The organism is Alkanindiges hydrocarboniclasticus, from assembly GCF_001982605.1.
Classification (GTDB): domain Bacteria; phylum Pseudomonadota; class Gammaproteobacteria; order Pseudomonadales; family Moraxellaceae; genus Alkanindiges; species Alkanindiges hydrocarboniclasticus.
This window is the reverse complement of record NZ_MLCN01000001.1, coordinates 86647-107609: the sequence shown is the minus strand read 5'-3', so window position 1 is coordinate 107609 and position 20963 is coordinate 86647. Positions and strand designations below refer to the sequence as shown.

Annotated in this window: 19 protein-coding genes; 14 read left to right on the top strand and 5 right to left on the bottom strand. The window is 46.1% G+C overall.

The features are described 5' to 3' along the window. Window positions 1-6: 6 nt before the first annotated feature. Entirely contained in the window at window positions 7-1551 is a 1545-nt protein-coding gene (gene ilvA, locus BKE30_RS00460) for a threonine ammonia-lyase, biosynthetic (RefSeq protein WP_076876699.1), read from the bottom strand. 107 nt (window positions 1552-1658) lie between these two features. Between ilvA and rpiA the strand changes: the two genes are divergently transcribed. Together rpiA and BKE30_RS00450 are read left to right on the top strand one after the other, a co-directional pair. Next, complete coding sequence (rpiA, locus tag BKE30_RS00455; protein ID WP_076876698.1) at window positions 1659-2330, top strand: ribose-5-phosphate isomerase RpiA; 672 nt, start codon at window positions 1659-1661, stop codon at window positions 2328-2330. Window positions 2331-2350: 20 nt separating this feature from the next. Then, window positions 2351-3046 (top strand): YgjP family zinc-dependent metalloprotease, encoded by a 696-nt coding sequence (locus BKE30_RS00450; RefSeq protein ID WP_076876697.1) that lies wholly within the window; start codon window positions 2351-2353, stop codon window positions 3044-3046. A 24-nt stretch (window positions 3047-3070) separates the two neighbouring features. Here the strand turns inward: BKE30_RS00450 and BKE30_RS00445 are convergent, their stop codons facing one another. Further along, window positions 3071-4825, bottom strand: a complete 1755-nt coding sequence (locus tag BKE30_RS00445; protein WP_076876696.1) for a hypothetical protein — start codon at window positions 4823-4825, stop codon at window positions 3071-3073. Window positions 4826-4970: 145 nt separating this feature from the next. On the opposite strand from BKE30_RS00445, the gene argC reads away from it, so the two are divergent. The 6 genes from argC to BKE30_RS00415 all read left to right on the top strand — a co-directional run bounded on the left by argC (window position 4971) and on the right by BKE30_RS00415 (window position 11008). Next, complete coding sequence (gene argC / locus BKE30_RS00440; RefSeq protein ID WP_076876695.1) at window positions 4971-6023, top strand: N-acetyl-gamma-glutamyl-phosphate reductase; 1053 nt, start codon at window positions 4971-4973, stop codon at window positions 6021-6023. 191 nt (window positions 6024-6214) lie between these two features. Beyond that, complete coding sequence (locus BKE30_RS00435; RefSeq protein ID WP_076876694.1) at window positions 6215-6973, top strand: DUF6776 family protein; 759 nt, start codon at window positions 6215-6217, stop codon at window positions 6971-6973. A 114-nt stretch (window positions 6974-7087) separates the two neighbouring features. Beyond that, window positions 7088-7576, top strand: coding sequence for an ATP-dependent Clp protease adapter ClpS (gene clpS / locus BKE30_RS00430; RefSeq protein WP_076876732.1), 489 nt, complete (start codon window positions 7088-7090; stop codon window positions 7574-7576). A gap of 8 nt (window positions 7577-7584) precedes the next feature. Next, window positions 7585-9879, top strand: a complete 2295-nt coding sequence (clpA, locus tag BKE30_RS00425) for an ATP-dependent Clp protease ATP-binding subunit ClpA (protein WP_076876693.1) — start codon at window positions 7585-7587, stop codon at window positions 9877-9879. 226 nt (window positions 9880-10105) lie between these two features. Then, window positions 10106-10441: a YnfA family protein gene (locus BKE30_RS00420; protein ID WP_076876692.1), complete on the top strand. Its 336-nt coding sequence runs from the start codon at window positions 10106-10108 to the stop codon at window positions 10439-10441. Between the two features lie 87 nt (window positions 10442-10528). Next, on the top strand, window positions 10529-11008 hold the full coding sequence (locus BKE30_RS00415; protein WP_076876691.1) for a DUF4265 domain-containing protein: 480 nt from the start codon (window positions 10529-10531) through the stop codon (window positions 11006-11008). A gap of 208 nt (window positions 11009-11216) precedes the next feature. On the opposite strand, the gene BKE30_RS00410 is transcribed toward BKE30_RS00415, so the two are convergent. Both BKE30_RS00410 and BKE30_RS00405 read right to left on the bottom strand, forming a co-directional pair. Further along, entirely contained in the window at window positions 11217-11966 is a 750-nt protein-coding gene (locus tag BKE30_RS00410) for a YebC/PmpR family DNA-binding transcriptional regulator (protein WP_076876690.1), read from the bottom strand. A 215-nt stretch (window positions 11967-12181) separates the two neighbouring features. Beyond that, the gene (locus BKE30_RS00405) at window positions 12182-12700 is read right to left on the bottom strand and encodes a DUF6231 family protein (protein ID WP_076876689.1); all 519 of its coding nucleotides are present in this window, start codon (window positions 12698-12700) and stop codon (window positions 12182-12184) included. Window positions 12701-12736: 36 nt separating this feature from the next. On the opposite strand from BKE30_RS00405, the gene BKE30_RS00400 reads away from it, so the two are divergent. From BKE30_RS00400 to BKE30_RS00380, 5 genes are all read left to right on the top strand, one after another. Beyond that, a complete protein-coding gene (locus BKE30_RS00400) occupies window positions 12737-13588 on the top strand; it encodes a DUF2797 domain-containing protein (protein WP_076876688.1) in 852 nt (283 codons plus the stop codon). Between the two features lie 46 nt (window positions 13589-13634). Beyond that, the gene (locus BKE30_RS00395; protein WP_076876687.1) at window positions 13635-14291 is read left to right on the top strand and encodes a potassium channel family protein; all 657 of its coding nucleotides are present in this window, start codon (window positions 13635-13637) and stop codon (window positions 14289-14291) included. 224 nt (window positions 14292-14515) lie between these two features. Beyond that, window positions 14516-15847, top strand: coding sequence for a TrkH family potassium uptake protein (locus tag BKE30_RS00390; RefSeq protein WP_076876686.1), 1332 nt, complete (start codon window positions 14516-14518; stop codon window positions 15845-15847). Window positions 15848-16010: 163 nt separating this feature from the next. Beyond that, window positions 16011-16241: a hypothetical protein gene (locus tag BKE30_RS00385; RefSeq protein WP_076876685.1), complete on the top strand. Its 231-nt coding sequence runs from the start codon at window positions 16011-16013 to the stop codon at window positions 16239-16241. 7 nt (window positions 16242-16248) lie between these two features. After that, the gene (locus tag BKE30_RS00380) at window positions 16249-17031 is read left to right on the top strand and encodes a zeta toxin family protein (RefSeq protein WP_076876684.1); all 783 of its coding nucleotides are present in this window, start codon (window positions 16249-16251) and stop codon (window positions 17029-17031) included. 33 nt (window positions 17032-17064) lie between these two features. On the opposite strand, the gene BKE30_RS00375 is transcribed toward BKE30_RS00380, so the two are convergent. Continuing rightward, complete coding sequence (locus BKE30_RS00375; protein WP_076876683.1) at window positions 17065-17865, bottom strand: class I SAM-dependent methyltransferase; 801 nt, start codon at window positions 17863-17865, stop codon at window positions 17065-17067. A gap of 374 nt (window positions 17866-18239) precedes the next feature. Here BKE30_RS00375 and pepN point away from each other — a divergent pair, with 374 nt between their 5' ends. Further along, window positions 18240-20858 (top strand): aminopeptidase N, encoded by a 2619-nt coding sequence (gene pepN / locus BKE30_RS00370; RefSeq protein WP_076876682.1) that lies wholly within the window; start codon window positions 18240-18242, stop codon window positions 20856-20858. Window positions 20859-20963 lie beyond the last annotated feature (105 nt).

Here is a 20963-nt window from a genome sequence, read left to right as displayed (position 1 = left end):
ATCAAATTACTTTAAAAACAACTGATAGCCAGCATTTTGTGTGATTTCTTCATGCGGATAACCAATGGCATCAAGCGCAGCAGTAAGTTCCTGTGGTTGATGGTTGCCCAGTTGCAGGCCCATGAGTACACGGCCTTCCGCAGCACCATGGTTGCGATAATGAAATAATGAGATATTAAATTGCTGGCCGAGACGCTCAAGGAAGGTCAGTAGTGCGCCGGGTCGTTCTGGAAATTCTACCCGGAACAAATGCTCATCATCCAGACCTGCATGGCCACCAATCAAATAGCGGATATGCAGCTTGGCCACTTCATCATCGGTGAGATCAGTCACCTGATAACCCTGTAAATCCTTTAAAATAGCCTGATGTTCAACCGCCCCATTTTTAAGGCCAATTCCCACAAAAATATGCGCTGCACCATTCCCCTGACCCGACGCTGCCTGATAGCGATAATTAAATTCGGTAATGGCCCGGCCTTTCAGTGCGCGGCAAAAATCCAGATAAGCGCCTTTTTCTTCCGGAATGGTTACCGCAAAAATGGCTTCACGCTTTTCACCAATTTCTGTACGTTCAGCAATGTAGCGTAAGCGATCAAAGTTCATATTGGCCCCACAAACAATCGCCACCATGTTTTTATTTTCAATGCCTTGCTCAGCAACGTACTTCTTGATGCCTGCCAGTGCCAGTGCACCCGAAGGTTCAACGATCGTACGATTTTCCTCAAACACATCCTTAATGGCCGCGCAGATTTCATCGGTTGAACACGTCACTACTTCCGGTTCAATAATGGCGCCTGAACCATCTGATTTTTGCAGACGTAACACATCAAAGGGTAGGGCACCAATTTGTGCTACCGCCGTGCCATCGGCAAAAAGGCCCACTTGAGGCAGCTTGGCACGCTCATTACATTGCAACGCCAGTTTCAGGCAGGCTGACTCATCAGACTCAACAGCCACCACTTTCACATGCGGTGCCACCTCACCCAGATAAGCTGCAACACCGGCAATTAAACCACCACCACCAACGGCCACAAATACATATTCGACCTGCCGCCATTGTTTTAAAATTTCAGTAGCAATGGTTCCTTGTCCAGCAATCACCAGTTCATCGTCATAAGGCGGTACATAAGCCAGACCTTCCTGCTGGGCACGTTGCATGGCATATTGGTTGGCGACGTCAAAGCTGTCACCATGCAATATCACATTGCCACCCAGCCGCTTAACTGCATTAACTTTAATATCAGGCGTGGTGCTGGGCATGACAATAATGGTATCAATGCCCATTTTCTGCCCAGAATAAGCTACACCCTGTGCATGGTTGCCCGCAGAAGCACAGATCACGCCACGTTTTAATTGATCACTTGGCATCTGGCTAATGCGGTTATAAGCGCCGCGTAACTTAAAAGAAAAAACCGGTTGCAGGTCTTCTCGTTTCAAACGAATGTTATTATTCAGCCGCTCGGAAATTCGGGGAGCCAGGTCAAGCGGACTTTCAATGGCCACATCGTACACTGTGGCTTGTAAAATTTGTCTGACCCAACGTGAGAGCATGGCTGGTTTCACCTGTATAATGTAGACCCAACAGAGTATTGCAGCGCTGGCCGGGTTTCAAGGTTTAGCTGCAACAAATTGATTTTTTAAACCAAAGAGAGTGAATTATGGCAATACTGTCAGCTCAGGATCAAAAAAAACGTGCTGTCGCAGAAGCTGCTCTGGCACATTTGCCCAAAGGGGGCATTTTAGGGGTAGGGACTGGCAGTACCGTAAATTTCCTGATTGACCTATTGCCAAGTCTTCAGCTTGAAGCCGCCGTTGCCAGCTCCAAAGCCACGGAAGATCGCCTCAAGGCAATAGGCATTGAAGTCATTGATCTTAACCATGTTGGTAGCCTAGATGCCTATGTTGATGGGGCAGATGAAATTGACCGCCATTTACATATGGTTAAAGGTGGTGGCGCAGCCCTGACACGCGAGAAAATTGTGGCTTCAGTAGCGCGCGAGTTTATCTGTATTGTCGATGAATCCAAATGGGTTACACAACTTGGCCGTGCTTTTCCCATTCCGGTTGAAGTTATACCCATGGCCCGTTCCAGCGTGGCACGTAAAATTGTCGCTCTAGGCGGTGATCCGGCTTATCGGGAAGGGGTCGTGACTGACAACGGTAATGTCATACTGGACGTGTTTAATTTGAATATCTTAAACCCGATTGAAATGGAAACTTTAATCAACAATATTCCTGGCGTGGTTACCAATGGCATTTTTGCCCAGCGCGGTGCCAATCTGGCACTAATTGCCAGTGATCAAGGTGTGCGCACGGTTAAGCCTGAGTAGAAAATTGCTGGCCCGTGCCGATGCATGATCTTCCTGAAATTCAGCGACGGGTAAAAAGTAATGCCCGTCGCCTAAAACTACGTATTGAACATCATCAGATCTATTTGACAACACCGCCGAATACATCCGAGAAAAAGATTCAGGCGTTTTTAAAGGAATCCGAGCAATGGCTCATTACCACATGGAATAATAACTATGCCCATACTGCAAAGAGCTTAATACCCATGAATGGTGAGCAGATTAGTTTGCCACTACTACACAAAACCTATCACATTATTTTAAAAACAGACCAACTGGATAGTACAAAACACAGCCAAAACATGATAGTGCAGGACAATCTGTTGAGCGTAAATGCCCATCAGGCAGGAAGCCTATTAAAAGCATGGGTACGCGAGCAGGCCAGTATTTATTTGCCAAATCAGTTAAACCAACTGGCTATGCAACATGGTTTTATTTATGGTGGCTGTCAGGTAAGACATGCCAAAACCCGCTGGGGTAGTTGTTCCAGCCAAAAATCTATTAGCTTAAATGCCGCTTTATTATTATTGCCAATTGAGTTGGTTCATTATGTCTTGCTGCATGAGTTATGTCATACCCGGCAACTCAATCATTCAGCAAAGTTCTGGCAGGAAATGTTAAGGGTGGATTCTAACTACTTACAGCATCGCCAGCAGCTTAAACACTTTAAGCTGCCAGCATGGTGGTATGCCAATTAATGACGCACGAATATCAAGTCATCATTACGGTTTGATAAAGACAGGCTTAAAGTTTTTGCAGACCAGATCTTCCCGATCCAAGCCTGATTCTCCAGGAAATGGCTTGGCTTTAATATCATTTACAATGCCTGCTGTAGCAGATACAACGTTCTGGTTCGTTACCCGAATCTGGACAAATTCCGGTGGATTACGCTCTGCGGATGCCACATTGAGCAGGTAATCCTGTGTATTTGCCTGAAGACGGATAATGGAATCAGATTCATCGCGATTAATGCTGCTACTAACGGTTTTTTGCCCATTTGTGAGTTGTATATCGCCATTGAAATAAATAGTCAGCTTACATTGATTCTCACCAGTATAAGTACCTACCAGATTCTCGACCGCATTATAATACCCACTATTTGACCCATCAGCATTAGCACCAATTAAGCAATCAATATTTTTATACTCAGGAATATGATCTTTTTCTTCTGCATTTGGATCGCTAAAGCTTACTTCATTGCAACTGGAATTCCTGATCTTTTGTGCTGCTTTGGTCAATTTAATATTGCCGAGGCCAAAGGCATTTTTATAATTACCTGCACCAAGACTTCTAGGTAGCGGTACTGAAGGGATATTTTCATTAATGCTGGAATGTAATCCAGTCACAAAATCGACTTTGGCAAAGTAATCTTTGCCAGCAGCATCAGGATTGTTAAGTCTGGCAAATAAGGCTGCCATTGCCCCACCGAGTTGATCTTTATTAGCATCATTTTCTGCGCCACCCAGCCGTGCAGCATAACTCTCACGAACTGATTTTTGAGAGCTGGCTAGGGCTACCTGTAATTCTTTCTTGTCTGAACGATTATTATAGGTTGGATCATTATTAACAATCTGTTGGCTAATAATCGGATTTTCCAGAAATACTGTGCCGTTTTTACCTGCTCCAGCTAAAGTCATCCCATCCAGACTGCCATCACGTAGATCAGCACTAGCGCGCTTGGCAAAAGTGAGTAATGGTGTAGGGTCTGAAGGGTTTTCTATTTGCTGGAGTTTGATATGCCCCGTTGCATAAAATATATTCAGGTATTCTTCCGTAGTATTTGGTGGATCAATCACATCCTTGGTATCAATAATAAATTTGCTTAAGCTGCTTAGGCTATCAATCGCAGGTACCAGTTTTATAGGGTTAACCCGAAAAGTACTATAAACTTCACGATTGGCACTAGCAAAGCTATTGATGTCAATTTTGCTTAAATTTGGATTGCTGATATCCAGATTGTTGGCACGAACCAAAGTGCGTTGATAGGCAATTTCAGTAAATGGACTAACAATCGTACTGTTTTCTATAGGCAGCATTAAAAACACAGCATGCAGTGGCATATTCAGACTTGCCATTTGTTCTTTAGCAGGGTCAAAATAAAAGCTGGTATTGTCTTTGCCTGAAATTTCTGCAATTAGTAAACGTCCACCATCAGCATATGATGCTTTGATGTCAAAGCTTATTTCACTACCACTACTAATAGTTTTCTGGTCAATTTCCTTGCCAGTAATCGTATCTGTAATTCGTACTACTGCATTTTGTAGTTTGACCGGTGAGGTTACAGTAAGCTTATAAGTGGTTTCAGGCGTTTCTGCGCCGTCATCGGTATTAGTACGGGTAGTTGGCGAATCGCCGCCACAGCCAGTAAATAATAAAGCAGAACCAAGGCCCAAAATAATAGCCTGACCAAGTCTGGTTAAACGGTGCTTTGCTAAGCCATGCTTTACTGAGAAAGAATGAGGTGATAACGAGGGCATCCACGCGCTCCTGAGTTATTGTGTCTTTTGTCCTAGCCGCTATTTAAGAACAAAAAAAGCCATACGTCTACAACAATCGGTAGTTTTGTCGGGACAATCTTCCTGTCATACTATACGCCGTCAGATTTGCATGTGGAGTGATTGAATGATCTCGGTTGGTATTGTAGGTGGAACAGGCTATACAGGTGTTGAACTCGTTCGGATTTTACTGCGCCACCCGCATGTACAAATCAAGGCACTCACTTCGCGTACAGAAGCTGGCATGCGTGTTGATGCCATGTTTCCCAGTTTGCGTGGTCTCACTGACCTTGAGTTTTCCAATGTGGATCAGGATGTTCTCAATCAGTGTGATGTGGTGTTTTTTGCCACTCCGCATGGCGTTGCCATGAAGCAGGCACGTGATCTGGTAGAGGCTGGGGTAAAAGTCATTGATCTGGCTGCTGATTTTCGCCTGAAAAATACCGCAGAATTTGAAAAATGGTACGGCATGCCGCATGCTTGCCCGGATTTGCTGGCAGAGTCAGTGTATGGCTTGCCCGAAATTAACCGTGAAGCCATTAAAGCAGCACGCATTATTGGCAATCCGGGTTGCTATCCGACCACTGTGCAACTGGGCCTGTTGCCTTTGTTAAAAGCCCAAGAGCAATTGGTTCAGTTTGATACCTTGATTGTGGACGCAAAATCCGGTGTGTCAGGCGCAGGTCGCAAGGCAGAAACCAGCTTGCTGTTCTCAGAGGCATCAGACAACTTTAAGGCTTATGGGGTTAAAGGGCATCGTCATCATCCGGAAATTGTGCAGGGACTGGATGCCATGGGGCAGCAAAAAGGCTGGTTTGACCAGATGATTTTTGTGCCGCATCTGGTGCCCATGATTCGGGGTATGTTTACCACCATGTACCTGAAACTCACTGAGCAAGGCAAGCAGACTGACTTGCAAACCCTGTTTGAAACAGCGTATGCCAATGAGTTTTTTGTTGATGTGATGCCGGCAGGCAGCCTGCCAGAAACCCGTTCAGTGCGTGGGGCCAACCAGTTGCGTATTGCCCTATATCGCCCGAACGATGGTGATACACTGGTTATCTTGGTGGTACAGGACAATCTGGTGAAAGGTGCATCCGGTCAGGCTGTGCAAAATATGAACCTGATGTTTGGCCTGCCTGAGACTACCGGTCTGGAAGTGGTGCCTTTATTGCCTTGATTAGGAAGCTTCATCCAGTGGTCTTAAATAAAAATTTAAGCCCTAAAGCTTTTGAATCACTGTAGATTTTCTTGTTTGCTGGAACATCATTTTTTACAAACAGGCATTGATCAGCGCTGCATAACGCGTTTCAATGCCTGCTGTTGTTTTTGTCTAACCCTGTTTTTGCTGAACTATTGAGTAATTCCAAGATGAGTGATGTAGAGCAACCTCTAACAATAGAACGCAAATCGCCTTCTACTTTTAAACGGTTTATCCATTCAAATTTACCGATTGTACTGGGGGGAATCATTGTTGGTGGCGGCAGCCTGATACTGGGCTATTCAATTGGCCACCAGCAGGGTTTAACAGCGGTTGGATTTGCAGCAGATGCAGAGCAACTCAATGAAGTGGTGCAAGAGCAAAAGCAGGAAATCAATATTTTAAATACCACGCTGAACACGACGGTTCAGGAGCGTGATGTTGCACTGACCAATCTCAAGGAAATTACCGAAAGCTACCGTAAGGAAACTGACCTGCGTGAACAGGCCGAACAGCAGCGCGATATTTATCGTGAAATCCTGCGCTTGCGTGGTGGTGTGGCACTAACGGTACAAAATGTTGATATTAAGCCCCTTCCAGAAAGGGCATATGAATACCGTCTTGATTTAATGCAGTTGCAACCCAATAAACGTAGAGCCAGCGGTACTGCCCAGATTCGCCTGATTGGTGATAACAACAATATTCTGGTTGTGCCCATGTCTGACAATTCCTATGGTTTTGACAGTTTTCAGCGCCTGACAGGTCGCTGGACTATGCCTTCCGGTTTTACCCCGGAATTTATTGAAGTTCGTCTTCAGGGCAATGGCAGTCCGGTCATTAAACGCTATGCATGGGAACGTGGTGCACCTGTTAAGGACATGCCTGCAATTTTGTCTGAAATTCCGCAGACTGAAGCCAATGCCGACTAAACAGCAACCTGATGCTGTTAACTTAACTTTATCTGTATCAATGAGGTTCGATTAATGCTGGATGCGCAAAAACTGTTCAGACGCTCATCACGCAGCAAAGCGCAGCGCGACGTTTTGCGTAGCTCCAAAAATAAGTTGCGTGCCAAAAATTTACGTGACAGTAAGCAGGCATTCTTGCAACAGGGGCTGGTGGACTGGCATTTACCTGCATTTGAGGAAAATTTGGGTACTCAGCAGTTAACTCGCTATCCGTGCACGATAAAAGCGATTGATGAAAATGACGATCAGCATCAGGAGGGTTCACAGGACAACCTTGATGTTATGACCGCGCCGCCACAGCTAAAAAAACCGCCTTTTTATGCGGTGGTCTTGTTTAATGATGACTATACCCCCATGGAGTTTGTAATAGAAATATTACAACTTTATTTTGCTCTTGATCTTGACCGCGCTACCGAGGTAATGCTAACTGTGCATTATAGAGGTAAAGGGGTTGCAGGCATTTATCCCCGTGATATTGCCGAGACCAAGGCACAGCAGGTGAACAACTATGCTCGCTCGCAAGGCCATCCCTTACTTTGCCAGATCGAGCCGCAACCAGAATAGAGGTCAACATGCTCAGTCGTCATCTAGAAGTATCGTTACGCTTGGCCGTCAGTATGGCGCGCCAAAAACGCCATGAGTTTTTAACGGTAGAGCATCTGCTGTTATCGCTGCTGGAAAATGATTCAGCAGTCAGTGCATTAAAAGCCTGTGGTGCAGACATTGCCAGCTTAAGACGCGAGCTAGAAGATTACGTTGAGCAACATACGCCAAAACTTGGCGAGAATAATGATCAGGCTCCACATCCAACCGAAAGCTTTGATCGTATTTTGCAACGCGCCATTTTCCATGTGCAGTCTTCCGGCGGTGGTGACCGTCCGGTTGAAGGCGCAGATGTGCTGGTCGCCATGTATTCCGAGCGCGACAGCTTTGCCGTTTACTTGTTGAAAAAACAGCAGATTAATCGTCTTGATCTCACGCAGTACCTGTCACACGGTACACGTAAAGATGAAGAAATGAACCTCAATGAAGAAGAATTGTCTGATGATGAAGGCAAGGAAGATGGCGAAGAGGGCGGTATTAAGCGCGCTCAGGGGCCACTTGAGCTTTATGCGGTTAACCTGAACAAGGAAGCGCAAAAAGGCCGTACCGATCCACTGATTGGCCGTGAAAAGGAAATTGAGCGGACAGCCCAGATTCTGTGCCGTCGCCGTAAGAATAATCCGCTGCTGGTGGGTGATCCTGGTGTGGGCAAGACATCCATTGCAGAAGGGCTGGCCTGGTTGATTGTTAACCAGAAAGCGCCTGAACCGTTGCACGATGCTGAAATTTTCAGCCTTGATATTGGCGCGCTGGTTGCAGGCACTAAATACCGTGGCGATTTTGAAAAACGCATCAAGCAGTTGCTAATGGCTTTAAAGAAAAAGCCGAATGCCATTCTGTTTATTGATGAAATTCATATGATTATCGGTGCTGGTTCCAGCATGGGTAGCACCATGGATGCATCCAACCTGATCAAGCCTGCACTGGCCAATGGTAGCCTGCGCTGCATTGGCTCTACCACCTATACCGAGTATCGCTCTGTCTTTGAAAAAGACCATGCACTGTCACGTCGTTTCCAGAAAATTGATGTGAACGAACCGAGTGTACAGGATACGATTGAAATTCTGCGTGGCCTGCGTAGCCGCTTTGAGGAGTTTCATGGGGTAAGCTATACCGATGCTGCATTAACCTCGGCGGCTGAACTGTCGGCCAAGCATATTCATGAGCGTTTCCTGCCGGATAAAGCCATTGATGTGATTGATGAAGCCGGTGCCCGTCAGCGTTTATTGCCAGAGAGTGACAAGGTGATTGCTGTACCGGAAATTGAAGACATTGTGGCCCGTATTGCCCGTATTCCGCCCAAGACTGTTTCCAAGGATGACAAGAGTACACTTGAGCATCTGGAACGTGACCTCAAGCGCGTGGTATTTGGGCAGGATGAAGCCATTAGTACACTGGCTTCAGCAATCAAGCTGTCGCGTGCTGGCTTAAAAGCGCCCGAAAAACCGGTAGGCTGTTTTATGTTTGCCGGCCCAACTGGCGTGGGTAAAACAGAAGTAACCCGTCAGCTGGCCCGCTTGCTGGGTATTGAACTGGTACGCTTTGATATGTCTGAGTACATGGAACGGCATACGGTGTCTCGCCTGATTGGTGCGCCGCCGGGATATGTAGGTTTTGATCAGGGTGGTTTGCTCACCGATGCCATTAACAAGCAGCCGCATTGTGTATTGTTGCTGGATGAAATTGAAAAAGCCCATCCGGATGTGTTCAATATCCTGTTGCAGGTAATGGATCATGGCACACTGACTGATAACAATGGTCGCAAGAGTGATTTCCGTCATGTGATTCTGGTAATGACGACTAATATTGGTGCCGAAAGTATTGCCCGTGCCAGCATTGGTTTTACCATGCAGGATCATAGCAATGACAACAAGGAAGCCATGAAACGGGCATTCTCACCAGAGTTCCGCAACCGTCTGGATGGCATTATTCAGTTTAAACCACTGCCAGCAAGCATTATTGATTCGGTAGTTGATAAGTTCCTGATTGAACTTCAGGCCCAGCTTGATGACAAGAAAGTGGTGCTTGAAGTGGATGATGACGCCAGAAAATGGCTGGGTGAGCGTGGCTATGACCAGTACATGGGTGCGCGTCCAATGCAGCGCCTGATTCAGGATGAGCTGAAAAAGCCATTGGCCGAAATGATCCTGTTTGGTTCACTGGCCGAAAATGGTGGTTTTGTACATGTGTCGGTTGGTGACAAGGAGGATGGCGTAACTGGTCTGATTCTGGAAGTTGAAGACCAGACCGCAGAGCCCGCTTAATCCTTATTGTAAAAAAACCAGCATAACGCTGGTTTTTTTATATTTGATTGTTTTGATCAGCGAATATCTTGCCTTTAACGATTTCAATAGGCTCTGGAACTGTTTTTGATGGTTAGTGAGCTCGTCGAATTATGGTTAGTGAACTGGTCGAACTAAGGCTTAGGGAACAGGTTGAAATCATGCTTTCGAGCGAACTTTATTAAAATTTTACAGAGCGACAAAACGCATGTTTATTTTAAAAACCTTTGGCCTGTATGTTCTTACTGCATTGGCGGAAATTATCGGCTGTTATTTGCCTTATCTGGTATTAAAGCAAAACAAGTCTGCTTATTTATTTATTCCGGCAATATTGAGTTTAATGGCATTTGTCTGGTTATTGACCTTGCATCCAGCGGCGGCAGGAAGGGTATATGCTGCTTATGGTGGGGTTTATATTGCAGTGGCTTTATGCTGGCTATTTTTGTTAGATCGCGTCCATTTAACAGTATGGGATATTATAGGGGCATTAATTGTTACTTTAGGCGTTGCGGTAATCATGTTACAACCTGATTTTTCACCTTAAAATATTGCATTAAGCAATTGTTTTAAATAAAAATTAAAGTGATAAACTATCATTTAATAAAGTATGATCCAGAAGGAATCAAATCATATGAGCGAGGATGCATTACAGGAAAAACTGGTTAAGGTGGTGCTGGTACAGGAATATGAAGACAGCGATGAGGCAGACACAGAATCACCATGGGCGCTGGACTTGGGCAATCATCATTATCAGCTTAAAAACTTTCCCTTCTTTTTTTATGGCCTGTCTTATGATGATATTTTTGAGGCCAAGCCTTCGGCTGAATATGAGGATGATTCACGGCCTTATTTTACCAAAGTTATTCAAAAGTCAGGTCATCGAACTGCGCGTATCTTTTTAAAAAATTCAATTCAGAAGTCAGATGAAGCAGCACAGGTTTTAACTCAGCTTAGAGCACTTCATTGTGGTTATGAGGGCAATGGCAGTACATTTTTTGTGGTTAATATTCAGCCGCATTGTGATTTTGCAGCGGCTATGCATTTGATTGAAAACAGTACGGAAGTTGAAATGTGGGAAATGGCTGATCCTGTCGATGAGGGTGCTGATTAATCAGCTTCAAATCATAAATAAACTTCTTTCCCAAGTCATCACATTGCCTTCGACCATTTCGACAAGTCCTCGGTATGAGCTTGGTCAAATGCTCAATGACCGTCCTTCGACAGGCTTAGGAATTATGCTTTTGAAAGAAGTTTAATAAAAAAAGCGTGGCCTAAACCACGCTTTTTTATGCTTGAGTAAGCAGAATGAGCAACTGGTTTTAACCGTCTAGCGCGGCCATGGCGTCATCAGAAATATTGGCATTGGTATAGACGTTTTGCACATCGTCCAGTTCTTCCAGCATGTCGATCATTTTGATAATTTGCTTGGCCATGTCCGGGTCAGTAATATCAGCCTGTGTCGAGGGATGCATGGTGACTTCGGCATTGTCGGACTTCAGGCCCGCGTTCGCTAGCGCATCCTGTACATCACCAAAGCTTTCCGGAGTGGTAATAACCAGAATCCCATCTTCGCTGACATCAATGTCCTCAGCACCTGCTTCCAGTGCCACTTCCATGATTTTGTCTTCCAGCGCCACATCGTCAAAACGGATTTCACCACGCTTGGTAAACAGGTAAGCCACTGAGCCGGATGTGCCCAGATTGCCACCAGTTTTGGTAAAGCAGTGACGCACGTCCGGCACGGTACGGTTGATGTTGTCGGTCATGGTTTCAACCAGTACCGCGACACCACCAACGCCATAACCTTCATAGGTGATTTCTTTCAGGTTATCGTTTTCTTCATTGCCGTTACCACGCTGAATGGCACGGTTAATGGTGTCACGGGTCATGTTCACCGAGAGCGCTTTTTCTACCACAGCACGCAGGCGCGGGTTTTTGGCGGGATCAGGATCACCCTGTTTGGCGGCACTCACCAGTTCACGGATGTACTTGGTGAATAACTTACCGCGTGAGGCATCTACACGTGCCTTACGATGTTTGATGTTGGCCCATTTGGAATGTCCAGCCATGGTTGAGCTCCTGAAATCTTGACAAACAGTACCTTAAACACGCAAATGCGTTGTTAGGTTTAACCTGATTTAATTGGAAAAAATGAAAAGTGTAATCATGGCTACAAGTTTAGCATAGGCGCAATTTGGTCGGGAATTGCAATTGCAGCACAACTGCAAAATTTCGCGGTTCTGGATTTTCTTACGTGTGGTTTTTGGCGTTATATCCGGTAGTTTTACCAGCGATATTTATTCCAGTTTTCCGGGTTAGCCCAGTATTTGGAGTTAAGCCAGTCCGGCACTTGCTTATAGGACAAAATATTAAACTGCCAGATCACCAGATTTTGTGGCAACTGTTCAATCTGGCTAAAGCCCAGCGCGTGCAGGGTTGCAGCAAACTCGGGACTGGCCAGCACCAGCACACGTCTTGCCAGCAGGTCACGCAGGCGGGTAATGCCTTGTGCCAGTACCTGCTGGTTTTTGCAGGCATTTGGACTATCTGAATGATTTGTGGGCAGTTCAGGGTTGTTTGCTGTTAAATTATCTTCATAATAACTGCGATACAATGCAATGACAGCCAGATCATAGCGCCGCGTAAATGCCAGTGTTTCCAGCTCATGCAAGGCAATGGACTGCCATTCGCCCGGCCAGTGTGGCGTGGTTTGGTGCTTACCAATTAACAATCCCTGGGCAATGGGTTTTTCCTGTGCCAGGCGATGAATTAACGGCAAAATATCTACTGGCCAGTCTGTCACGGCTTATCCTTAACTCAATCAAAGAAGTTTTTAACAATGGAATATCAGGGCATTTGCCATAAAATGCGTGCCAAGCTGGGTCAGGCATTACCCACCAGCACTGGCGCTATGGCAGCAGCGGTTGAGTATAATCTGGTTTTAAATCCATTTGAATCGCCCTTTACGCAACTGGTGGGTAATTCGGTGGAATTACAATGGACTGGCAAAATTACCTGTGTATCCTGTGGCTCCAAAACCAGTAAGTCATTTGCGCAGGGCCATTGCTATAAATGCTTTAGTACCAAGGCATCTTGCGACTTGTGCATGATGAAGCCGGAAACCTGTCATCATCATTTAGGCACTTGCCGCGAGCCGGACTGGGCTGAAAAAGTATGTTTTAACGCCCATATTGTGTATCTGGCCAATTCCAGTGGGCTAAAAGTAGGCATTACCCGGCATAACCAGATGCCAACCCGCTGGCTGGATCAGGGTGCAACACAGGCCATTCCCATTTTTCAAACCCAGAGCCGTTTTTTATCCGGTGTGGTGGAAGTGTTGCTGGCGCAGCATATGTCAGATAAAACTGACTGGCGCAAGCTGCTTAAAGGCGAGGCTGAGCCGCTTAACCTGCTTCAGATACGTGATGATATTTTTAACCGTTATGAAGCCGACTTACTCAAACTCCAGCATGCTTATCCTGAACAGGTAGAATTGTTGCAGGATGAAGTGGTACGTGAGTTTGTTTATCCGGTAGAAAAATATCCTGTTAAAGTGAGTACACATAATTTTGATAAAACGCCACTGATTAAAGGGCGATTAAATGGCATTAAGGGACAATATCTGCTACTGGATACCGGCGTATTAAATATTCGCAAGTTTAGTGGCTATGAACTGGTGGTTCGTTTTTAGCTTGATTCATTACAATAGCTTTTAAAACAAGGATTAAAACAGGCACATGGCGCAATTTGCAATTATTGGACTGGGTAGTTTTGGCGGATCAACCGCGCGCGAGCTGATGCGCCTGAAGCATGAAGTGATTGGGATTGACAGGGAAGCCAAGCATGTTAACCGCATGGCATCTGTGATTACTTTTGCTGCGATTGCAGATGCAACTGATGAGCAGGTGCTCAAAGAGTTGAATATCCAGAACTGTGATGCCGTGGTGGTGGCCATTGGCGAAGATATTGAAGCCAGTATTTTGTGTGTGGTGCATTTAAAAAATCTTGGGGTCAAACAGATTCTGGTGAAGGCTAAAACCGATGCGCACCATATGATTTTGTCCCATTTGCAAGTAACCCGCATTATTCACCCTGAGGAGCAAATGGGCATCCGGGTGGCACAGGCACTGAATTATCCAATGGTAGACCAGTACATGTCGCTGGGAGACCAGCATTTTATCGTATCGGTTGAGGTAAAAAGCCAGTTGCATCAGGTGAATGCAGCCCAGTTAATAGCAGCGTATGCACCCGTACGGCTGCTAATGATCAAGCGGCAGGGCAAGATTATCAAGGATGTGGATGCAGGACTCATGCTGATGCAGAACGATATTATGGTACTGGAAGGGCATATTAATGAGCTTAACCGGCTGGCCCGCAAATTTGAAAATGACTAATTAGACTTCTTTTGATGATCTTGCCTTCGGCTATGTCGATACGCTCAATGAGCGTCTGTGAGCTTGTCGAGCTATATCAGCACGCTCAGGGAAGAGGTTAAAAGCGGATTGGTGTGCTTTGACAGGCTCAGGAACAATGGCTGGCGAGCTGGAAAAACCATGCGCAACCATAAGTTTGCACATAATCTAAAACAGGCGACATTCATAAGAGGCATGGCACAGGTTTGAAAGTATTTAACCGCTTTACCATTGATTTAAGCCCTCCCATAGTTTTGGCGGTTGGCTTCTTGAGTCTGATCATTATTGGTACTCTACTGCTTAAGCTGCCTTTTGTGAGCCATCATTCCATTTCATGGATGGATGCATGGTTTACTGCCAGCTCGGCAGTGACTATTACCGGTCTCAGCGCCATTGATATTGGCAGTAGTTTTAATCTGGCAGGCCAGCTCATTGTTGCACTTCTGATCCAGCTGGGTGGCCTTGGCTTTATGACCTTTGCTGTAGTGGCTGCATTAAGCCTTCGCTCAAAGATGGGGTTGGGGCAACAGTTGCTGGCACAGGAAGCCCTAGGGCAAACCAGTCTGGCCAGAGTAGGGCAAGTGGCGCGGGCAGTGGTTATTTACAGCCTTTTTTTTGAGCTAATTGGTTTTGTATTGCTGACGCTGGCATGGCAAGGCCAGTTTGGCTGGGGACAATCGGCATATCTGGCATTTTTTCACTGTATTTCAGCTTTTAATAATGCCGGTTTTGCCCTGTTTCCCGATAGCCTAATGAGTTTTGCCCATCATACAGCCATTAATTTTATCATTAGCGGCCTGTTTATTATTGGTGGGATTGGCTTTGTGGTGCTCATGGATGTGCGCCAGCACAGAAAGTGGAACTTGTTGTCACCCAACACCAGAATTGTGCTGATTGCTACACTGATCATCAATGTGGTGGCATTTTTGCTGGTATGGCTACTCGAAGCCCGTAACCCCGCCACACTGGCACAGCTCAGCACCAGCGACCAGATGCTTACTGCATGGTTTCAGGCCACGGTGCCGCGTTCGTCCGGCTTTAATACATTGCCTATTCATGAGCTTAATGATGCCACCACAGTGCTCATGCTATTGCTGATGTTTATTGGGGGTGGTTCGCTAAGCACAGCAGGTGGCATCAAGCTGGGAACTTTTGTGGTGCTGCTGTTTTCAACCTATACCTTTTTGCGCCGGCAGGAAGAAGTACGTATTTTAAAGCGTAGCATTAGCCAGCAAACTGTCATGAAGGCCCTGGCGCTGACCGTCATTACCATGATGATTATTTTTATGGGTATCTTTTTGCTGGCTGCTCTGGAGCACAAAAAAAGTTTTATTGATATTGCCTTTGAGGTGGTGTCAGCAGTGTGCACTGTAGGCTTGTCGCGCGGGATTACGCCCGAACTCGGTGATGTCAGCAAGTTTTTACTCACCTGTATGATGTATACCGGCCGACTCGGGCCACTGACACTGGCATATTTTATTGCCGTTCCGACCAAAAGCCAGTTACGCTATCCGGTAACCAATATTCCAGTTGGCTGATATTCATCGGGTTAAAAATGTTGATTAGCTGCATAAGCACCGCCAGAAATTCGTGCTGTATTTTTGTGCTATAGTAAAGGCGGCTGGACTTGTTGACTGTGTTAAATAAGCCAGTTGATGTTTGATTGCACGCTACATCACTTTACAAGTGGAGAGTACCTAAATGAGTCACATCACTGAAAAAGAGCTGCGTCATCTTGAAGAAGAAATTCCGCAGCATGCCCGCGAAGCACTAAAAAAAGCCCAGCAGGCTGCATTGGCGCGTGGTAGCCGCGTAATGATTGCCCGCCAGGGTCAACTGGTAGAAATTGATGCCCACGGCCATGAATCACTGGTGAAAGAAATTGAACAGCCGCTGCATTTTACGATTGGGCAAAAATTTAGCCGCGCCTGAGTAACGCATGAATGAAATGATTCCGCGATTGCGTATGTTTGCCGGGCCAAATGGTTCTGGCAAAAGCACGGTCATCAAGGAAGTCCTGCACCCAAAACTTCTGGGCATTTATTTAAATGCCGACGATATTGAAAAACAAATTAGGCAAACCCACATTTTTGAGCTGGCAGACTATCCATTTAATGTGAAAGCCAGTGAACTGATTGCGCATTTTAACCAGTCCGATTTTCTGGCCAGTGCCGGCCTGACAGCAGCGATTCCCCTTATTAAAGTGAGTCATCACACTGCACTTGATTTTAGCCGGATTCAGTTTAATTCGTATTTTGCCTCGGTACTGGTGGAATTCCTGCGCCTGCAATGCCTTAAATATCAGGTATCTTTTACCTTTGAAACAGTCATGTCATCCAAAGACAAGGTGCGCTTTCTGGCACAGGCGCAAGCGCTGGGCTATCGTACCTATCTGTATTTTGTGGCAACGGCTGATCCGGAAATTAATATCTCACGCGTTAATTACCGCGTGCTGACTGGCGGTCATCCGGTGCCAGAAGATAAAATCCGTTCCCGCTATTATAAAACCCTGCATCATTTGATTGATGCGATTAACTATAGCAACCGCGCCTATATTTTTGACAACTCGGCGGTATTTGACAGGCTGGCGGTACATGATAAAACTGGCTTGGTAGAACAGCATAGTTTTATTGCCGAAATTACCGAAGGCAAGGAGCTGGAAATAAAATCAGCACAGGTTCCCGGCTGGTTTAAAACCTATGTGCTGGATCGCTTTGTCTAACGTGTCATTCTTACAGAAAATCCTTCTCCAGTATTAATCCTGAGTCATTTTTTCAAAAGTATAGGCATGGGTTCGATACGGCATGTGGATAATGGCCTCGGTGTTATCCAGTTTGACATCTGGAAACAGCAGGATTTTTAATTCATCAACAAAGTGATTTTGCTGGTTTTGATCCAGTTGGGCAATAAAGCTGGTAGATAGCGCGCGATTGATGATTACATCCTGAATGCTGCCCTGATGCTCATGATGAAAAATGGCCTGGTCTTTTAAGCTAAAGCAGGAATTTTCCAGTACCTTTTTCCATGCACCGGACTGATGGCGCGGCGTGTCATTTTCATAGGTATTAATCAGTTGTACCATGCGTGAAACCCAGTCTACCGAGTCATCACGGCTATTCCAGATCAGGCCCAGCTTGCCATTGGGTTTTAGCACGCGTGCAATGTCAGTTAAGGACTGTGTATTGGCAAACCAGTGAAATGACTGGGCGCAAATTACCGCATCAATACTCTGATCAGCAAAGGGCAAGGCTGCTGCCGAGGCCTGATGCGCACTGATCTGTGGAAACTGTTGGCGTAATTGGCCCAGCATGGCTGGAGAGGGTTCTACCGCATGCACCTGACGGGTTAAAGCCAGCAGTTGTGGTAAAAACTTGCCTGTACCGGATCCCAGATCAACCACCGTACTATTGCCATGAATACCCACAGAATCTGTCAGCCATGCCTGTGTTTGCTGCGGATAGTCAGGGCGGCCCTTGCGATAAACCGGTGCGCCCATTTCAAAGCCTGTCATTGCCGTGGGATGAACAAAGGAAAAAGAGTCACCAGAAGTTGTCATAACTTAAGCCCAGCCTTAAATTGAATCAACCGTAAATATTTACATGATAAAGATAAAGTGTTTAGCCATTTTCACTATAGGGGTTTTGCAAAGCCGCGTATGCTTATGTAAAAGGCTAAAACGCGTTCTATTAACAGCAGTCTTGCCGTTAAAGATATAGTGCTTAAACTGTCCTAACAACTCGCCAGCACGATAATGACAGGTTAATAAACAGGCCCATGTTCATAATTTGGGCAAAAGCGCAGGACTCTTGATTGTATTCACAAAACTTAACCCCAAGTATCGGTTTACACCCTCTACAAATAAAGCCAGTGGCGCTATATTTTTCCCCATGTTTTTTTACCATTGGTAAAATACCCAATAAGGATTTTTGAATGAATATTGCCGTCAATCCAGAGCTGAATGAAAACAGCCATCAAACGATTTATCTGAAAGATTATACGCCGCCAAGTTTTGAAGTCCTTAGTATAGACCTGACGATTCAGGTGCATGATGACCACACGCTAGTGCACAGCAAGCTGGTGATGCAGCGTCTGACCAGCGGTGATTTGACCCTGTGCGGGCGTGATCTGGAGTTGCTGAATATTAGCCTTAATGGCAATGTTTTAACGCCAGACGATTACAATATAGACCCTGAGCAACTGATTATTAAAAATGCACCGGATCAGGCAGAGTTTAGTATTAGCGTTAAAATTCATCCGGAAAGCAATACCCAGCTTGAAGGGCTATATCAGGCTGGTAACCTGTTTGTAACCCAGAATGAGCCGGAAGGGTTTCGCAAGATTACCTTTTTTCCAGACCGCCCGGACGTTCTAACTGTATTTACTACCCGCATTGAAGCCGATAAAAAATATCCAACCTTACTGGCCAACGGCAATCTGGTGGAAAAAGGTGATTTGCCTGACAATCGGCATTTTGCTATCTGGCATGACCCTACCAAAAAGCCCAGCTACCTGTTTGCCGCCGTTATTGGTGATCTGGCTGTTCTTAAGGATAGCTTTATTACCATGGAAGGCCGCAAGGTTGCGCTGGAAATTTATGCATTGGCGCAGGATTTGCCCAAGTGTCATGTGGCCATGCAGGCGCTGAAAGATTCCATGAAATGGGATGAAGACGTGTATGGCCGTCCGTATGATCTGGATAATTATATGATTGTTGCGGTAAGCCAGTTCAATATGGGGGCGATGGAAAACAAGGGCCTGAATATTTTTAATACCGTTTGTGTGCTGGCTGACCCTGAAATTACCACTGACCCGGCCATGTTTTATGTGAAATCCACCATTGCGCATGAGTATTTTCATAACTGGACCGGCAATCGCATTACCTGCCGCGACTGGTTCCAGTTGTGCCTAAAAGAAGGTTTTACGGTATTTCGTGACCAGAGTTTTTCAGAAACCCTGCAATCTGCCGCCGTGCAGCGCATTGACGATGTGTCCAGCTTAAAATCGGTGCAGTTTGCAGAAGATGCCGGGCCGCTGTCGCATCCGCCGCGTCCTGATCATTTTGTGGAAATCAACAATTTTTATACCGCCACAGTGTATGACAAGGGGGCTGAAATCGCCCGCATGATGGCAAACCTGCTGGGGCCAGAAAAGTTCCGTCAGGGCACTGATGAATATTTCCGTCGCCATGATGGGCAGGCGGTTACTGTTGAGGATCTGGTGGATAGCCTGAGTGACGGCTCCGGTGTTGACCTGCATCACTTTTTACCGTGGTACAGCCAGCCGGGTACGCCGTGTGTAAAAGGCACGGGTCATTATGATGCCAGCGCCAAAACTTACACCCTGAAGTTAAGCCAGAGCACGGCAAAGCGGCCTAATTATCCAGAGCCGCAAGCATTGCCTATACCGGTTGGTGTTGCCCTGTTTGATAAAAATACAGGTGAACAACTGCAGTTACAGGGCAACGCCTTGCAGCAAAACGGGGTTAAAGATGGCTTGTTTGTGCTGGATCAGGCTGAGCAGACTATTGTGTTTGAGCAGATTCATACAGAACCCGTGGTTTCACTACTGCGCAACTTTTCCGCGCCGGTGCTACTGGATTTTGCGTATAGTGATGAAGACCTGGCATTTTTGCTGGCCAATGAAACCAATGGGTTTAACCAGTGGCAGGCGGCCCAGATGCTGCTAGAACGGATTTTACTGCAAGGTCATGATCCGGCAGTTTATCTGGATGCCATTGCGCAGGCTCTACCACAAGTAGCTGACACAGATGCTTTGTTGGCGTCGCGTTTACTGGATATTCCATCGGAGAGTTATCTGGCCAGCCGCATTGACCAGAATTTTAATCCTGCTGAAGTCCATGAAAAACGTGAAGTATTGCTAAAAGCGCTGGCTGATAAGCTAAAAACTTATTGGGCACAGGCTTATCAGGCGCTCCCAATTGTTGCCTTTGAAGACAACAGCGTGGAAATGGGTAAACGGGCCTACCGCAATGTGGTGCTGGGCTTTGCCGTGCGTGCCAATGTTGAAGGGGCACTAGATTGGGCTAGCCAGCAGTATGACAATGCAGTGTGCATGACTGAACGGCTTGGGGCACTGCGTCAACTGGTCTGGAATAACGCACCCGATGCGCAAGCCCGACTGGAGGACTTTTACAAGCGCTTTAAGCATGAAGACCTGGCACTGGATCAATGGTTTGCGGTGCAGGCAGGCAACCCGAAAGGCAATGTACAGCTAGCCCGTCAACTGATGCAGCATCAGGATTTTGACTGGAGTACACCGAACCGCATCCGCTCAGTGACTGGCCATTTTGCGGGTAATCCTATATTGGTCTGGACACAAGAAGGCATGCAGTTTTATACCGAAATTGCCAAGCGGCTGGATCAGCAAAATCCGGTGCTGGGTTCACGCATTCTGCAATTGCTAAGCCGCTGGTACACACTGGCTGAACCTATGCGTAGCGAGGCCAGAACTATCCTGCAAGCGCTTAAGGGACAGGTGAGTTCCAGCAGTGTTTGTGAAACCCTGAATAACCTGCTAAAGGCTGGTTAATGCAGCGCCAATAGCAGATAGGGTGCTTAAACCCCCTGCTGCTAAAAAACTGGAAAGGCTTATGCTTCGGTATAAGCCTTTTTTATAAAAATACCGCTATAAAAG

Coding starts and splice junctions, on each gene's coding strand:
- BKE30_RS00445 (WP_076876696.1), bottom strand. CDS start 4,825: ATGCCCTCGTTATCACCTCATTCTTTCTCAGTAAAGCATGGCTTAGCA.
- BKE30_RS00375 (WP_076876683.1), bottom strand. CDS start 17,865: ATGACAACTTCTGGTGACTCTTTTTCCTTTGTTCATCCCACGGCAATG.
- pepN (WP_076876682.1), top strand. CDS start 18,240: ATGAATATTGCCGTCAATCCAGAGCTGAATGAAAACAGCCATCAAACG.
- BKE30_RS00385 (WP_076876685.1), top strand. CDS start 16,011: ATGAGTCACATCACTGAAAAAGAGCTGCGTCATCTTGAAGAAGAAATT.
- BKE30_RS00415 (WP_076876691.1), top strand. CDS start 10,529: ATGAGCGAGGATGCATTACAGGAAAAACTGGTTAAGGTGGTGCTGGTA.
- BKE30_RS00400 (WP_076876688.1), top strand. CDS start 12,737: ATGGAATATCAGGGCATTTGCCATAAAATGCGTGCCAAGCTGGGTCAG.
- clpA (WP_076876693.1), top strand. CDS start 7,585: ATGCTCAGTCGTCATCTAGAAGTATCGTTACGCTTGGCCGTCAGTATG.
- BKE30_RS00435 (WP_076876694.1), top strand. CDS start 6,215: ATGAGTGATGTAGAGCAACCTCTAACAATAGAACGCAAATCGCCTTCT.
- argC (WP_076876695.1), top strand. CDS start 4,971: ATGATCTCGGTTGGTATTGTAGGTGGAACAGGCTATACAGGTGTTGAA.
- BKE30_RS00420 (WP_076876692.1), top strand. CDS start 10,106: ATGTTTATTTTAAAAACCTTTGGCCTGTATGTTCTTACTGCATTGGCG.
- ilvA (WP_076876699.1), bottom strand. CDS start 1,551: ATGCTCTCACGTTGGGTCAGACAAATTTTACAAGCCACAGTGTACGAT.
- BKE30_RS00410 (WP_076876690.1), bottom strand. CDS start 11,966: ATGGCTGGACATTCCAAATGGGCCAACATCAAACATCGTAAGGCACGT.
- BKE30_RS00380 (WP_076876684.1), top strand. CDS start 16,249: ATGAATGAAATGATTCCGCGATTGCGTATGTTTGCCGGGCCAAATGGT.
- BKE30_RS00395 (WP_076876687.1), top strand. CDS start 13,635: ATGGCGCAATTTGCAATTATTGGACTGGGTAGTTTTGGCGGATCAACC.
- BKE30_RS00450 (WP_076876697.1), top strand. CDS start 2,351: ATGCATGATCTTCCTGAAATTCAGCGACGGGTAAAAAGTAATGCCCGT.
- rpiA (WP_076876698.1), top strand. CDS start 1,659: ATGGCAATACTGTCAGCTCAGGATCAAAAAAAACGTGCTGTCGCAGAA.